Here is a 14,349-nt window from a genome sequence, read left to right on the forward strand (position 1 = left end):
TCTAAACTCCTAAAAATTCTTGTAATTGTGCGGCATCGAAAGGCCAGAATAACTCACGTTCGCCCTGTACAAATACAGGAATGCTCATGCCATAACGCTCAGCAAGTGATGCGTTATCACAAATATCGATGTGCTGATAATTTATTGCGGTTTGGTCAACCAATACTTGTGCTATATCACACAGATGGCAACCCTCTGTGTGATATAGCACATAAGCGACTGAACTATTTTTTTGCATGTGTCAGTAGCCACACATTATGGATATGTGGATTACGTTTATAATCCAGCGGTAAACATAAATGGTCGATATTAGTCACGTCGATACCAGCTTGGTTCAACGCTTCGATATCCATTTTAAATTTACGTTTGTTATTTGAGAAAATAAGCTCGCCATTTGGAGAAAGCAACTTAATTAACCCGCCCAACATCTCTGCATGGTCGCGTTGCACATCCCAACTGTCTTCCATACGTTTTGAATTTGAAAACGTCGGAGGGTCGATAAAAATGAGTTCATATTTTTGATGACTATTATCTTTTATCCACTGCAAACAGTCTGCCTGAATAAAATCGTATTTAGCACCAGACAAACCATTTAAGGCAAAGTTTTCTTTGGCCCAATTGATGTAGGTATTAGACATGTCGATGGTGGTAACTGATTTAGCTCCGCCAATCGCAGCATGGACTGATGCAGACCCCGTGTAAGCGAATAAATTGAGGACATTTTTGCCTTTAGCTTTATCGCCAACCAATTTACGTGTAACACGGTGATCGAGAAACAAACCAGTATCGAGATAACCGGTTAAGTTAAGTTTAAATTTAGCACCATATTCTTCAGTGATAACTTCTACTTTACGTTCGTCAATTTTTTGATACTGGTTAGCACCCTTCTGACGTTCACGAGTTTTCAAGGTGATACGATCAGGATGAATCCCTAAGGCACCTGGCAACGCTAATAGCACATCACTAATACGGCGTTTGGTCACCGCTTCAGGAATAGTTGCTGGAGCTGAATATTCTTGAATAACAACATAATCGACGTATCTATCAATGGCGACGTTGTATTCAGGTAAATCAGCATCATATAAACGATAACTGTCTATGCGCTCTTTTTTAGCCCATTTCTCAAACTGTTTAACATTCTTTTTAATACGATTCGCAAATGCTGGCGCAATGTCGATAATATCAACACCTTCAGGCAATTCAGGCACGTCGCGGCGGGTACTGTTGGCGTGTAAGGTATAAATGTTAAAAGCACATTCTAATGCGCCGTTGAACATTTTCATCTGCTTATCAGCTTTTAGTTTAAGCGATGATATAAGTTCAACATCACTGCACAACATAGCTATTTTCCAGCCACCAAACTCTTTTTTAAACTTATCACCGAGTTGGTAATAAAGTTGTAAAAGCTCGGTCACATTACCCAAACGCTCACCGTAAGGCGGGTTAGAAATCAAAAAGCCTTCACTTACAGGAGGTGTTACATCGAGCGCATCTGACACACTAAATTCAATTAATTCAGCAACACCAGCATTCTCAGCATTACGCTTAGCGATAGAAATCAGGTGAGGTTCGATGTCTGAACCGTAAAATTTAAGCTTACAACGCGTTTTGCCCAATGTTGCACGCGCTTGAGCTTCGTCAAAAATAACCTGCCACATTGCTTTATTGTGACTCTGCCAATTTTCGAAACCAAATTTCTCACGTTTTAGTCCAGGCGCAATATCAGCAGCCATTAATGCCGCTTCTATTAGTACCGTGCCACTACCGCAAAATGGGTCAAGCACAGTAATAGGATTAGCTTGCCAACCACTGCGTACCAACATATTGGCAGCGAGATTTTCTTTTAATGGTGCTTCGCCCGTAGTTGAACGGTATCCACGTTGGTGTAAAGAAGCGCCTGAGAAATTCATCGAAATAGTCAGTTGACCATTACGATAATGGGCATCAATTTTAAAATCTGGATTGACACGTTCTACATCGGGACGAGGAGTACCATCATCACGAAAACGGTCAACAACAGCATCTTTAATTTTCAGCGCACCAAATTGAGTGTTATTAATGAAACCACCCGTGCCGTGAAAATCAATACTGAAGGTTTTTTTATGGGAAAAATGCGATGGCCAATCAATGCAGTATGCTGCGTTATAAAGTTGCTCAGCAGAATCACAAGCTCCTTTATAGATGACTAATACGATACGGCTCGCTAAACGAGTCCATAATGTAATGCGATAAGCCAGCTCTAATGAAGCAGAAAAATATACTCCAGCAACACTTTCTTTAACATCGGTTGCTCCGAACTCTTTAAGTTCAGAAGCAAGGCTATATTCGAAACCCTTTGGGGCTGCAGCAAAAAAATTAAACATGTATTAGTCAGTCATCGGTTACGCAAAATTCAGTGCAGCATTATACCTGCTCAAACACATAACCCCAACGACTTATCGAAATGGACGGTTAAAATCCCTTATTTTTGGGTTAATTTGGCAATATCGTACGATAAAGCAGTGACTCGCTTATTTTACCAGCAAACAAATAGCTATCGCCTAGATTTTACTTGCAAATATAAACGGGGATCGCTATAGTTCGCCCCGCTTTGAAGCAGACCGTTAAACACGCTAACTAGTAAGTTTAATAAGATGAATTAAAGCAGCGTCAATCGGACGCGGGATGGAGCAGTTGGTAGCTCGTCGGGCTCATAACCCGAAGGTCGTAGGTTCAAGTCCTACTCCCGCAACCATTTCTTTAATCAATAGAATAAAAATAATTGATAGCGTTTTTCGGACGCGGGATGGAGCAGTTGGTAGCTCGTCGGGCTCATAACCCGAAGGTCGTAGGTTCAAGTCCTACTCCCGCAACCATTTCTTTAGTCAATAGAATAAAAATAATTGATAGCGTTTTTCGGACGCGGGATGGAGCAGTTGGTAGCTCGTCGGGCTCATAACCCGAAGGTCGTAGGTTCAAGTCCTACTCCCGCAACCATTTCTTTAGTCAATAGAATAAAAATAATTGATAGTGTTTTATCGGACGCGGGATGGAGCAGTTGGTAGCTCGTCGGGCTCATAACCCGAAGGTCGTAGGTTCAAGTCCTACTCCCGCAACCATTTCTTTAGTCAATAGAATAAAAATAATTGATAGCGTTTTATCGGACGCAGGATAGAGCAGTTGATAACTTGTCGAGCTCAGCTTTTTATAAATAAAGAGTCGAAGGTCGTAGTTTTTTATCAAGTCCTACTCCCGCAACCATTTCTTTAGTCAATAGAATAAAAATAATTGGTAGCGTTTTATCGGACGCAGGATAGAGCAGTAGATAACTTGTCGGGCTTAGCTTTTTATAAATAAAGAGTCGAAGGTCGTAGTTTTTTATCAAGTCCTACTCCCGCAACCATTTCTTTAATCAATAGAATAAAAATAATTGATAGCGTTTTATCGGACGCGGGATGGAGCAGTTGGTAGCTCGTCGGGCTCATAACCCGAAGGTCGTAGGTTCAAGTCCTACTCCCGCAACCATTTTATATTCGTAATGTCTTCTTTTACCTAAAATCTCATCATAAAATCAATTTCTTACTCGTTGGACTCAGCTTTTATAAACAAAGAGTCGAAGGTCGTAGATTTTTATCAAGTCCTACTCCCGTAACCATTTTCTATTGTTATACCTTTCCTTGTAATTTCCCTGCTTTAATTATCTGCACCTAGAACTATATCTTTATCGTGCCCCTATTTTTATATTTTAACCTCAATCTCACATCTTAATTAATTTGTATAGCTCGTCCAGAGAGTATGAAATGATTAGTGTCACTCGCCGGACTCAAAAAATAAAAACTGTTATGAGCCCAGACGACATTTATATCCCCAGCCCCCAAAATATTAACGTCATCAGTTGAGTCTCTTTCTAGTGCGTTATTTTGATGTTGGTAGCGATAATTTCCACCAACTCAGCATCCCACCTTCAAGTTGATATACATCAGTAAATCCAAACTGTTTAAGTTTTCTAACCCCAGGGATACTGCGATGTGCAGAGAGACATATCACGACAGTTGTTATCTCTGGTGATAATTCAAGCTGCTTTATCGCATCAATAGAAAGCGACGTGATAGGCAGATTTATCGAGCCTTCTATATGTGACCTGTCCCATTCCATTTTTGAGCGCACATCAATAATCTGAACATCATTTTTCTGGAGTCTTTTATATACGCCTTGAGCATGCATTTCAGGTACCTTACCAAACGGTAACCATTGACACATTTTGGTTAATATCGACATCTATGAATTCCTAACATTGATTTTTAATGTGTTTGCCTAACAAAGCTTGATTCAGAAGCGGTCATTGCCAAGCCATAAAGCTAAATATTGGCTAGTTAACTTTTTATGGAAAACATCATCATGAATGGCGATTGCCTTTCCTATCTCTAATGTCTACCACACAAGTCGTTTCATCAAGCTTTGATCCACTATTTATATTACCGACTTGAAATCTGACATTAAACAACAATCAAGAAACAGCAGCATTATATTAACTATGCGATCATGCAGCACTGGCTTGCTGTATTTACAGTCACTGTTGTCGACGATTTTGCGCTACAACACATCAATAAAAATGCCAGATGATTTCTCATCCGGCATTCTTTTGTATGCTTAAAAAAGTTACTTCAACCAGTGTTTCACTTTAGTGCGATTATTATTGTCTCGGCTTTGCTTAATCAATTCATCATCGGCTTTAAGTTGGCTCGTTTTAGCTAAACGGTCATAAAGCAAAACATTCACAGATGCGGCTAAATTCATACACCCGACAGTAGGTACATACACAACATCATCAGCAGCATCAATTAATTGCTGTGGAATGGTGCCATCTTCCGGACCGAAAATATAAAAGGCATTATCTGGATGAATAAATAAAGGCAACGGCGTCGCCCCAACAACAAGATCAACACATATTATCGTTGCGCCATCAGGCACACTATCAAGTAGTGACTCAACGCCAACTAAAGGGATACGCTTGGCTGCATCTTTAGTGTCCACATCGTATTGGGCATCACCCGACTTAGCCGCTAATTCGTAGCGTTTGCCTGTATAGCAAACATTATCGACATTGTAACAACCTGCAGCTCGCATAATGCCGCCAACATTGACCGGCGTTTTTGGGTTAACTAAACCAATAGTAACTTGCTGAAAAGGAGAATTTACCATAAAAGCTGTTTATCTATTCCAAGTTATGCCGCTTGAGCGACAATACGTTGACGTAACTGCTGCCATGCAGCTTCCACTAATGAAAAATCATGTTCATCTAATTCTTCATTTGCCAACGCAAGGCATTTAACCAACTTTTGGTCAAGCGCGGCTAAATCTTGTTCAGGTTCGACTTCTAGCTCGGCTAATACAACGGCTACATGGCCTTGTAAATAACCACAAGCAAACAATGCATCATCGTCGCTGTGAGTAACACTGTCTTCAATCCAAGACTCTAATGCAGCATCGTACTGTTCTAACATGTTCTAATTCTCCACTAAATCTGGGTTGGCTACTTTATACATCACGTAATCATGGTAACCCGTGACTATTTTGTAATAGCCAGTAAGCGCTTTATCTAATTCAGGGTCGCCACTATCCACAATTAATGGTCTACCTTCAAGTGCTTTTAGTTTAGTTTTTGTGGCTAGGATTAAAATATTGTCTTTTTCTAGCTGCCGGATCAGTTCCGGTGACAACTGCTGATTGCCACGACCCAATATATGCCCTTGCCCACCGATTAAGGTAATCACTAATTTGACACTAGAATACCTTTTTTTATCGGCGATAAATGCGAGTAATTGTTGTGCGGTAACATCCTTAGCAATCACGCTTTTATGCTGAATAACATCGACACCAAGCAAAGTATTTTCTAAACCAAGGTCCTCCATTACTGCCGCTACTGTGCTACCTGAACCCATGATATAAAGCTCATCGTCCATCGATTCAATCACATCTGCGGCAATATCGGCCAACACTAATTCATCAACTTCTTTACCACCCATTTTCACTGCTTGTATATATCGTGGCGCAGCAGGAACCGTCATTTCACCAAATCGTTTCGCTTTTACAATCCCCTGCCTAAACGCGATCTCATCGATATCCATGACATCGGCAGACATTAAGCTCACTAACTCACCTTTGAGTAACATACTGACAACTAGCCCTGAAGCGTGAGGGGTTATGCCATAAACACCCGAGTGAATTTTAACACCGGCTGGCACGCCTAACACTGGAAATGAATCATCAACCACGGCATAAATATCACGGGCAGTACCATCACCACCAGCAAACAGTAACAAATCTAATTGATGACCGAGTAAGCATTTCACCGCTTGTTGAGTGTCTATTGCAGTTGTTTCAGTTGAAGTGGTTTCTAACGCGGTATATATATCTTGAGTCGAAAAGCCCATTTGACGACATAAGCTACCGCCCATATCACCAGATGCAGTAATAATATCGATTTGTTTGATGAAAGGTAAAATCACATTCAGAGCTTGTTGCATTCGTATCTGTGCTTTGGGAATAGCCCCTTTTGCAATAGCTTCTACGGCAACACCATCAGAACCTTTTAAAGCAACACTGCCTCCGAGTCCAGCTAATGGATTAATGATTACACCTAAGCGAAAACGTTTCACACTAACTCCTTGCTGATAGCATAACTTCTGTGTCAAAAATGAAAAGTAAATAAATTATCTATTGAACCAATTATGGATTAGTCGCTGGTTGGCCATTAATATTGGGGATAAGCAATACCGCTATCATAGACAAAAATGCACAAGCGGCAGCAAAGATCCACACCCACATAGTGCTACTACCATCACCCCAAATCATGCCACTAATCCACGTGCCTAATGCGCCACCCACACCAAAGCTGACACTGGCATATAGTGCTTGACCAGTACTTCGATGGCTGATGGAAAAATGACGATGAATAAAGTGGATTGATGCTGCATGGACTAAACCAAAAGTGAAAGCATGCAATAGTTGGCTGATAACCAATAAGGAAACCTGTTCAACACCAAAAGCCAATAGTAACCAACGAACGGCGGTTAACAGAATGCTCACCACAAGCAATACTCGAATACCATATTGACGAATAAGACGTGATGAATAAAAGAAAATAATAATTTCGGCTAGCACACCCAAAGCAACTAACATTCCAGCGATGGTCTCAGAGTAACCAACCTGCTTTAGATACAATACAAAAAAACCATAAAATGGTCCGACACTCATCTGCAGTAACATTGCAGACAACATAAACCACACTAATGATTTATCAAATGTCAGTTTAGGACGCTCAGCTTTATTGACTACAACACTGCGATTAGCAGGCAGAGGTAATGAGCAAGCAAACAAACCTAAAAACAATATCATTCCCATATAAGGCAACACTTCAGGACCCCAGTGATCAATCGCTAATCCACCACTTATCACCAAAATAATATAGCCAACACTGCCCCAACTCCGAATGGCACCATAACGTTCTGCTTTATCACCCAAAGTTTCTAACGTAATCACTTCTAACTGAGCAAGAATGGAATTCCAAAAGAAAGTATATATGGCCAAACTAACCGCAAGGTACATGAAGCTACCATCAAAGAAAAAACTGATGTAGGTAATCGCAGCAGCAAAGGAGCCAAGTTTTATCAATTCTGAACGCATACCGGTGCGATCGGCTACAGCCGCCCATACATTAGGCGCGACAATTCGAGTGGCCATTAAAATGGCCAACAAAAAACCTATCTCTTGGGCATTGAAACCTCGGCTATCAAAGAAAACCCCCAAATAGGGAACCATGATGCCAAGAATAGAAAAGAAAAAGAAATAACAGGCACTGAGCCAGCGTAAATCTGGTTCAGCGCGTTTCAATGAGGACATTATCGCATTCCGATAACGGGTGTTTGACTAGTAACATCTTGGTTTTGCGCACGATGTCTTAATAAGTGATCCATCAATACAATTGCTAACATCGCTTCAGCAATAGGCACTGCGCGAATACCCACGCAAGGATCATGACGACCTTTGGTGATCATATCGATTGTTTCGCCCTGCACAGTCATACTTTGACCTGGTACGCTAATGCTCGAAGTAGGTTTTAGCGCAATATGGGCCACAACAGGTTGACCAGATGAAATACCACCCAATACACCACCAGCATGATTAGATGCAAAACCTTGTGGTGACATTAAATCACGACCTTGCGAACCTTTTTGCGTAACAACACCAAAACCATCACCAATTTCAACGCCTTTAACTGCATTGATGCCCATTAACGCATGCGCTATGTCGGCATCAAGACGATCAAATACTGGTTCGCCTAATCCCACCGGAACACCAGTAGCTGCAACGGTAATTTTGGCGCCTATTGAGTCACCAGACTTACGTAAACCACGCATGTACTCATCTAACGCTTCTAGTTTACTCGCATCAGGGAAGAAAAATGCATTTTGCTCAATTTGAGTTAAATCAATAGTGTCAGCGCTAATAGGTCCTAACTGAGCAAGGTATCCATGAATTTCAATGCCGTGAACTTGCTTGAGATATTTTTTTGCTACCGCACCAGCGGCAACTCGCATTGCCGTTTCGCGTGCAGACGAGCGCCCGCCGCCACGGTAATCACGCATGCCATACTTTTGTTGGTAGGTATAATCTGCATGACCAGGGCGAAACGTGTCTTTAATATCTGAATAGTCTTGGCTACGTTGATCGGTATTCTCAATCAACAAACCAATAGAGGTGCCCGTGGTTTTACCTTCAAACACTCCTGACAAAATTCTTACTTCATCAGCTTCACGGCGTGCCGTTGTGTAACGTGACGTGCCAGGACGACGTCGGTCTAAATCATGCTGCATATCTTCAACAGTTAACTCCAGTCCAGGAGGACAACCATCAATGATACAACCTAGAGCAACACCATGGCTTTCACCAAATGTTGTAACTACAAAATTTTGACCAATACTATTTCCTGACATGCGCGTTAACTACCTCTATTAATTATTCACTTCATTGAGTGCGATTCTTGTCGTTATTATTCACTATCTTTATAGATGGCGAAAAGTGATTCATTTTCAACTAGCTGATCACGGGTTAATACAAACACGCCATCACCGCCAAATTCAAAATCAACCCAAGTAAACGGCATATCAGGATATTGCTCAATCAAATGAACCATTGAATTACCAACTTCAACAACCAGTAAACCCGTTTCTGTTAAATAATCAGCTGCATTGGCTAAGATACGCTTGGTTAAGTCTAAGCCATCATTGCCAGATGCTAACCCAATAGCAGGTTCGTGATGATACTCATCAGGCATATCACCAATATCTTGTGCATCTACATATGGAGGGTTAGACACAATTAAGTCGTAATGCTGGCCTTTGGGAATCGCCGAGAATAAATCGGATTGCATCGGGAAAACACGATCCAACACGCCCAAAGACTCAATATTAATCTGCGCGACTTCAAGTGCGTCCTCACTAATATCTAATGCATCAACTTCGGCATCTTCAAACGCATAAGCACAAGCAATGGCAATACAGGCACTACCGGTACATAAATCCAAAATGCGATTAACCGGTTTGTTGTATAACCAAGGGCTAAATTGATTATTAATCATTTCGGCAATCGGCGAACGCGGTACAAGTACGCGTTCATCTACATAAAATTCAAGCCCTGCAAATTTGGCTTTATTGGTCAAATACGGTACTGGTAAACGTTCACGTACACGGCGAATAATCAATTCAACGATTTTATGTTTTTCGCTGCTGGTTAAATTACTTAAAATAACCTGCTGACCGATATCTTCTGGTAAGTGTAGAGCATCAAAAACCAATGCAATGGCTTCGTCCCAAGCATTATCCGTTCCGTGACCATAATAAATATTGGCATCATTAAAACGGCTGACAGCCCAACGTAACATATCAGCTATAGTACGTAACTCAGTGACAGCTTCATCTACAAAGATCTTATCCAAAACACACTCCTTAAAAATTGTTCTGCGCTATTGTAACTGATGTCTATTAAGATGACCTAGAATTCAATACAATACGCCCATGAAAGACGATAATTATCCAGACTTATCGCTGTTTAGTGCATTAATCGAAGGTATCAAACCGCTAAGGCAAGATACTCACCACTTTAAACAGCCTGTCAAAGCCAAACAACAGTTCGAAATAAAAGAACAGCAGCTCCATGCTGATAGCTATTTTTCGGATACATATCAGCCGCTTCTGCCGGTTGATGGCCCTATGCGTTGGATTAATACCAACACAGATAAGCATGAATTAAAGCGCTTAAGACGTGGTGACTATTCTCCTGACCTGTTGCTTGATTTACACGGTATGCGTCAAGCAGAAGCCAAACTTGAATTAGCCGCACTTATCCAAGCATGCGTTAAGCAAAACACGATTTGTTGCTGCGTGATGCACGGCTACGGAATGGGGATTTTAAAACAACAAACACCAATGTGGTTAGCGCAACACCCTAACGTAAAAGCATTTCACCAAGCGCCAAAAGAATGGGGCGGCGATGCAGCGTTATTGGTATTAATTGATATTGGTGAGCTGCCTCACCGACGTTAATTCGAGGAAATAAGCGCGGGCAGTAACAAGGTAACAAGGTAAGTAATCACTTACCTTTTTATAAACTGGTGTTATTCAACACGCTATTGCTATTACACAACAACTTGATGTGGTGCCGTCATTGCGACAAAACTCGCATTCTGGGTATGTTTGTCTATTTGAGCCACAGCAGAAGTAGCAAACAAAGGAGGCTCAACCCCCGCCACAAGCTCGCTAACCATAAAACCTAAAATAGGCATATGTGCAATAACCAATACCTTATCTGCTTTATATTGATCGGCATAAGCCAACACAACATCTATCGCCATTTTGGCATCACCCGAGGGAGTCACATCATCAAGCACTAACCACTTACGGGGTTCCGATAAATGTTTACTGACTTCTTGCCACGTTTGCTGCGCACGTAAATAAGGACTCACAATCACCAAATCAAAATGGCTGACCTGTTTTGCTAACCAATTGGCCATATAACCAGTTTGAATACGGCCTGTATCAGTTAACTTTCGTTCCCTATCTGACAGTGCATCAAAACTCGCTTCACCATGGCGCATCAAAAATAGCTGCATACTTCTCTCGTGATGTTTTTATTATCATTCTTAACCAATTGTAGCGTTAATCAGCACAACAACAAACCTAGAATTGGGTATATTTAGATAAACTTTAGTCGATAATTGAATAAAACAGGCTAAGGTAATTTGCTAAAAAGTAATAACAAGATCAATATATAACAAGTTATCTTTTCTGGAGTCTCCTCTTGCCTGAATTTCCAGCTGTTTATAAAAGCCAAAATGACCATCGCCAATACCAATATCGAGTGTTGAACAATCAACTTCGAGTGTTATTGGTTGAAGACATGCAATCAAATCAAGCCGCCGCATCGATGGCTGTGAGTGTTGGTCATTTTGACGATCCGGTTGAACGGCCTGGTATGGCGCACTTCCTTGAGCACATGTTATTTTTAGGCACCGAGAAGTATCCAGATTCAGGTGAATACCACGCTTATATTAATCAACATGGTGGCAGTAATAATGCTTGGACAGGCACAGAACAAACTAACTTTTTCTATAGTATTAATGCTGAATCCTTAGAAGGTTCATTAGACCGATTCAGCCAATTTTTCATTGCCCCAAAGTTTGACTTAGAGTTAGTTGATCGTGAAAGGCAGGCAATCGAATCTGAATTTAGCTTAAAGTTAAAAGATGATATTCGCCGTGTTTACCAGGTTCAAAAAGAAACCGTTAATCCAAAACATCCATTTTCAAAGTTCTCTGTCGGTAACCAAACAACCTTAGCGGGTAAACAAGCAGACATTCGGGATGAATTACTGGCTTTTTATCAACAACATTACAGTGCCAATATCATGACATTGTGTGTTGTCGCCCCACGCCCTATTGCAGAGCTAGACACCATCGTAAAAAAATATTTCTCAAATATTATTAATAGAAATGTAAGTAAACACTATCCTCAAGAAGCAATGATAACGAAGGACCAACGACAAAAGCATATACAAATTGTACCTTTGAAAGATCAAAAGCGAGTCAGTATTTGTTTTTCTCTGCCAGAGATAGATCAATTTTATAAGCGTAAACCACTCACCTTTATCAGCCATTTGCTCGGTAATGAAAGTCCGGGGAGTTTACTGTCCTATTTAAAAGTGCAGGGACTCGCTAATAACTTATCTGCTGGCGGTGGGGTTAATGGTTACAATTTCAAAGATTATTCAATCAGCATACAATTAACCGACAAAGGATTTGCAGAGCTTGATGAAGTGGTAACTTGTGTATTTGAATACATTGAACTGATTAAGCTGCGAGGTGTACAAGCCTGGCGTTACCAAGAGCGAGCCAATTTACTTGACACAGCGTTTCGATTCCAAGAACAAATCAAAACCTTGGATTTAGCGAGTCATCTCAGCATCAACATGCACCATTACGATATTGAAGACATTATTTATGGCGACTATCGCATGGATGAAATGCTTGAAGATGAAACAATACAGCTACTGTCTATGATGTCGACAACCAATATGCGCTTACTTACAGTAGCAAAAGAATCGCAAGTCGATACTCAGGCTAAATGGTACGACACTCCATATCAAGTGAGATCATTACAACCTCAACAAATAGCAAAATGGTCTTCCGTGACGGTAAGAGATTCACTTCAACTTCCGGAAAGAAATCCGTTTATTGTCGCAAACCCGCAAGCTCGGGCAGACAAAAGCGATACTCCTGTACCCACTATTGTTGCAGAAGGTGAAGGTTACCGTATTTGGCATAAAAAAGATGATGAATTCAATGTTCCTAAAGGACATTTATACTTATCGTTAGACTCAGATCAAGCGAGCTCAACCCCTAAACAAGCAGCATTAACAAGGCTGTACGTTGAAATGCTTATCGATTATCTGACAGAACCAACATACCAAGCAGAGGTTGCTGGCCTTAACTACAATATTTACCCCCACCAAGGCGGCATTACCCTGCATTTAACCGGTTTTACAGGTAACCAAGAAAAACTCCTCACTCTGATTATTAACAAAGCCCGAGAGCGAAACTTTACCGAACAGCGCTTTAACATGATTAAAAATCAGATATTGCGCAGTTGGAATAATGTTGCTCAAGCTAAACCAATATCACAATTATTTACTAGTTTAACGGTGTCGCTGCAAAAAAGAAGTTTTGAGCCAGCAAGAATGGCTGAAGAACTTACGCTACTAACACTTGATGATTTGCATAATCATGTCAGCGCATTTTACAAAAAGGTTTACCTCGAAGGTTTGGTATACGGAGATTGGCTGGTTGAAGAAGCGCAACAACTCGGCAAGCGTTTGCAGCATCTATTGTCATTAGTCACTAAACCAAGTGCAGAATCCTCCCGTGAACTTATTAACCTCGATAAAAGAGGTTCATTACTTCGCGAAAAAGCCATTTCCCATCAAGATAGTGCGATTATTGTTTATTATCAATCTCGGATGGCAACACCAGAACGTGTGGCGTTATTCAGTTTATTAAACCATACAATGTCATCTACCTTTTTTCATGAGTTACGCACTAAACAACAATTAGGCTACATGGTTGGGACAGGTTATTTACCGTTAAACCGACATCCTGGGATGATTTTTTATGTGCAGTCCCCTACTACAGGTCCAAGACAACTGCTCGAAGCAATCGACGAGTTCATTGCCGACTTTAATTATGCCGTTATGCAAATAACCAATGAACAATGGGAAAGCACTAAGCAAGGTATGATAAGTCAAATTATGGAACACGATACCAACCTAAAAACACGCAGCCAACGTTATTGGGTGAGCTTAGGAAACCGCGATTATGGATTTAATCAACGTGAAATGGTCGTAGCGGAAGTCGAAAAGCTCACCAGAGCTCACTTGATAAAGTTTATGGTGGCTCACATGCGCAGCAGAGATTGTGACCGCTTAGTATTGTTTAACAGTGGTGAACAACATCGCAGTCAAACAAGCTTACGTTCAGATAACATGATAGTCGACTTAAAAACCTTCAAACACCAAGCTGATAAATTTCAATTTTAATCAGTATCGACGTTTAAAGGTCTAAATAATATAAAGCTAAATGAATCATAATTTGGTTAACAAAATGTCTCAACCAAAGTTAACAGTACAAGCGACCAAATAAAACCTTGGTATTACATAACTAATTGATTAAAAAATAACTATAAACAAATTTTACAGCGATAATTGTGTAATATTCTATCAATCACACCTTTTTTGTTAACATGCTTTTGACAAAGGCCC

General features: G+C 40.7%; 12 protein-coding genes, 5 tRNA genes and 1 pseudogene. 8 read left to right on the plus strand and 10 right to left on the minus strand.

Annotated features, from left to right (window positions below):
- Window position 1: 1 nt before the first annotated feature.
- Both SFRI_RS13680 and rlmKL read right to left on the minus strand, forming a co-directional pair.
- A complete protein-coding gene (locus SFRI_RS13680) occupies window positions 2-238 on the minus strand; it encodes a glutaredoxin family protein (RefSeq protein ID WP_011638109.1) in 237 nt (78 codons plus the stop codon).
- Window positions 225-2,363: a bifunctional 23S rRNA (guanine(2069)-N(7))-methyltransferase RlmK/23S rRNA (guanine(2445)-N(2))-methyltransferase RlmL gene (gene rlmKL / locus SFRI_RS13685; RefSeq protein WP_011638110.1), complete on the minus strand. Its 2,139-nt coding sequence runs from the start codon at window positions 2,361-2,363 to the stop codon at window positions 225-227. The genes SFRI_RS13680 and rlmKL overlap by 14 nt, the downstream gene beginning before the upstream one ends.
- 295 nt (window positions 2,364-2,658) lie before the next feature.
- On the opposite strand from rlmKL, the gene SFRI_RS13690 reads away from it, so the two are divergent.
- From SFRI_RS13690 to SFRI_RS13710, 6 genes and pseudogenes are all read left to right on the plus strand, one after another.
- Window positions 2,659-2,734: transfer RNA gene (locus SFRI_RS13690), tRNA-Met, on the plus strand.
- Window positions 2,735-2,779: 45 nt separating this feature from the next.
- Window positions 2,780-2,855 (plus strand) — tRNA-Met (locus SFRI_RS13695).
- A 45-nt stretch (window positions 2,856-2,900) separates the two neighbouring features.
- Window positions 2,901-2,976, plus strand: a tRNA-Met gene (locus tag SFRI_RS13700).
- Window positions 2,977-3,022: 46 nt separating this feature from the next.
- Window positions 3,023-3,098 (plus strand) — tRNA-Met (locus SFRI_RS13705).
- A gap of 46 nt (window positions 3,099-3,144) precedes the next feature.
- Window positions 3,145-3,240: pseudogene (locus SFRI_RS21545) on the plus strand.
- A 188-nt stretch (window positions 3,241-3,428) separates the two neighbouring features.
- Window positions 3,429-3,504: transfer RNA gene (locus tag SFRI_RS13710), tRNA-Met, on the plus strand.
- A 390-nt stretch (window positions 3,505-3,894) separates the two neighbouring features.
- Here SFRI_RS13710 and SFRI_RS13715 read toward each other — a convergent pair.
- From SFRI_RS13715 to prmB, 7 genes are all read right to left on the minus strand, one after another.
- The gene (locus SFRI_RS13715) at window positions 3,895-4,257 is read right to left on the minus strand and encodes a rhodanese-like domain-containing protein (protein WP_011638111.1); all 363 of its coding nucleotides are present in this window, start codon (window positions 4,255-4,257) and stop codon (window positions 3,895-3,897) included.
- A gap of 381 nt (window positions 4,258-4,638) precedes the next feature.
- Window positions 4,639-5,181: an RNA methyltransferase gene (locus SFRI_RS13720; protein ID WP_011638112.1), complete on the minus strand. Its 543-nt coding sequence runs from the start codon at window positions 5,179-5,181 to the stop codon at window positions 4,639-4,641.
- Window positions 5,182-5,204: 23 nt separating this feature from the next.
- Window positions 5,205-5,483 carry a YfcL family protein gene (locus SFRI_RS13725; protein ID WP_011638113.1) on the minus strand — a complete coding sequence of 93 codons (279 nt, stop codon included), beginning with the start codon at window positions 5,481-5,483 and terminating at the stop codon, window positions 5,205-5,207.
- Between the two features lie 3 nt (window positions 5,484-5,486).
- Window positions 5,487-6,638 carry an ATP-NAD kinase family protein gene (locus tag SFRI_RS13730; protein ID WP_011638114.1) on the minus strand — a complete coding sequence of 384 codons (1,152 nt, stop codon included), beginning with the start codon at window positions 6,636-6,638 and terminating at the stop codon, window positions 5,487-5,489.
- A gap of 70 nt (window positions 6,639-6,708) precedes the next feature.
- On the minus strand, window positions 6,709-7,881 hold the full coding sequence (locus SFRI_RS13735; RefSeq protein WP_011638115.1) for an MFS transporter: 1,173 nt from the start codon (window positions 7,879-7,881) through the stop codon (window positions 6,709-6,711).
- The gene (aroC, locus tag SFRI_RS13740; RefSeq protein WP_011638116.1) at window positions 7,881-8,975 is read right to left on the minus strand and encodes a chorismate synthase; all 1,095 of its coding nucleotides are present in this window, start codon (window positions 8,973-8,975) and stop codon (window positions 7,881-7,883) included. Before aroC ends, SFRI_RS13735 begins: the two co-directional genes overlap by 1 nt.
- Window positions 8,976-9,031: 56 nt before the next feature.
- On the minus strand, window positions 9,032-9,976 hold the full coding sequence (gene prmB, locus SFRI_RS13745) for a 50S ribosomal protein L3 N(5)-glutamine methyltransferase (protein WP_011638117.1): 945 nt from the start codon (window positions 9,974-9,976) through the stop codon (window positions 9,032-9,034).
- Between the two features lie 79 nt (window positions 9,977-10,055).
- Here prmB and smrB point away from each other — a divergent pair, with 79 nt between their 5' ends.
- Window positions 10,056-10,583, plus strand: coding sequence for an endonuclease SmrB (smrB, locus tag SFRI_RS13750; protein ID WP_011638118.1), 528 nt, complete (start codon window positions 10,056-10,058; stop codon window positions 10,581-10,583).
- 92 nt (window positions 10,584-10,675) lie between these two features.
- Here the strand turns inward: smrB and sixA are convergent, their stop codons facing one another.
- Window positions 10,676-11,149, minus strand: a complete 474-nt coding sequence (gene sixA, locus SFRI_RS13755) for a phosphohistidine phosphatase SixA (protein ID WP_011638119.1) — start codon at window positions 11,147-11,149, stop codon at window positions 10,676-10,678.
- Between the two features lie 188 nt (window positions 11,150-11,337).
- Between sixA and SFRI_RS13760 the strand changes: the two genes are divergently transcribed.
- Window positions 11,338-14,127 carry an insulinase family protein gene (locus SFRI_RS13760; RefSeq protein WP_011638120.1) on the plus strand — a complete coding sequence of 930 codons (2,790 nt, stop codon included), beginning with the start codon at window positions 11,338-11,340 and terminating at the stop codon, window positions 14,125-14,127.
- Window positions 14,128-14,349: the final 222 nt, after the last annotated feature.

Source organism: Shewanella frigidimarina NCIMB 400 (genome assembly GCF_000014705.1).
GTDB lineage: Bacteria > Pseudomonadota > Gammaproteobacteria > Enterobacterales > Shewanellaceae > Shewanella > Shewanella frigidimarina.

Coding starts and splice junctions, on each gene's coding strand:
- rlmKL (WP_011638110.1), bottom strand. CDS start 2,363: ATGTTTAATTTTTTTGCTGCAGCCCCAAAGGGTTTCGAATATAGCCTT.
- SFRI_RS13720 (WP_011638112.1), bottom strand. CDS start 5,181: ATGGTAAATTCTCCTTTTCAGCAAGTTACTATTGGTTTAGTTAACCCA.
- SFRI_RS13725 (WP_011638113.1), bottom strand. CDS start 5,483: ATGTTAGAACAGTACGATGCTGCATTAGAGTCTTGGATTGAAGACAGT.
- sixA (WP_011638119.1), bottom strand. CDS start 11,149: ATGCAGCTATTTTTGATGCGCCATGGTGAAGCGAGTTTTGATGCACTG.
- SFRI_RS13715 (WP_011638111.1), bottom strand. CDS start 4,257: ATGTCGATATTAACCAAAATGTGTCAATGGTTACCGTTTGGTAAGGTA.
- smrB (WP_011638118.1), top strand. CDS start 10,056: ATGAAAGACGATAATTATCCAGACTTATCGCTGTTTAGTGCATTAATC.
- aroC (WP_011638116.1), bottom strand. CDS start 8,975: ATGTCAGGAAATAGTATTGGTCAAAATTTTGTAGTTACAACATTTGGT.
- SFRI_RS13680 (WP_011638109.1), bottom strand. CDS start 238: ATGCAAAAAAATAGTTCAGTCGCTTATGTGCTATATCACACAGAGGGT.
- SFRI_RS13735 (WP_011638115.1), bottom strand. CDS start 7,881: ATGTCCTCATTGAAACGCGCTGAACCAGATTTACGCTGGCTCAGTGCC.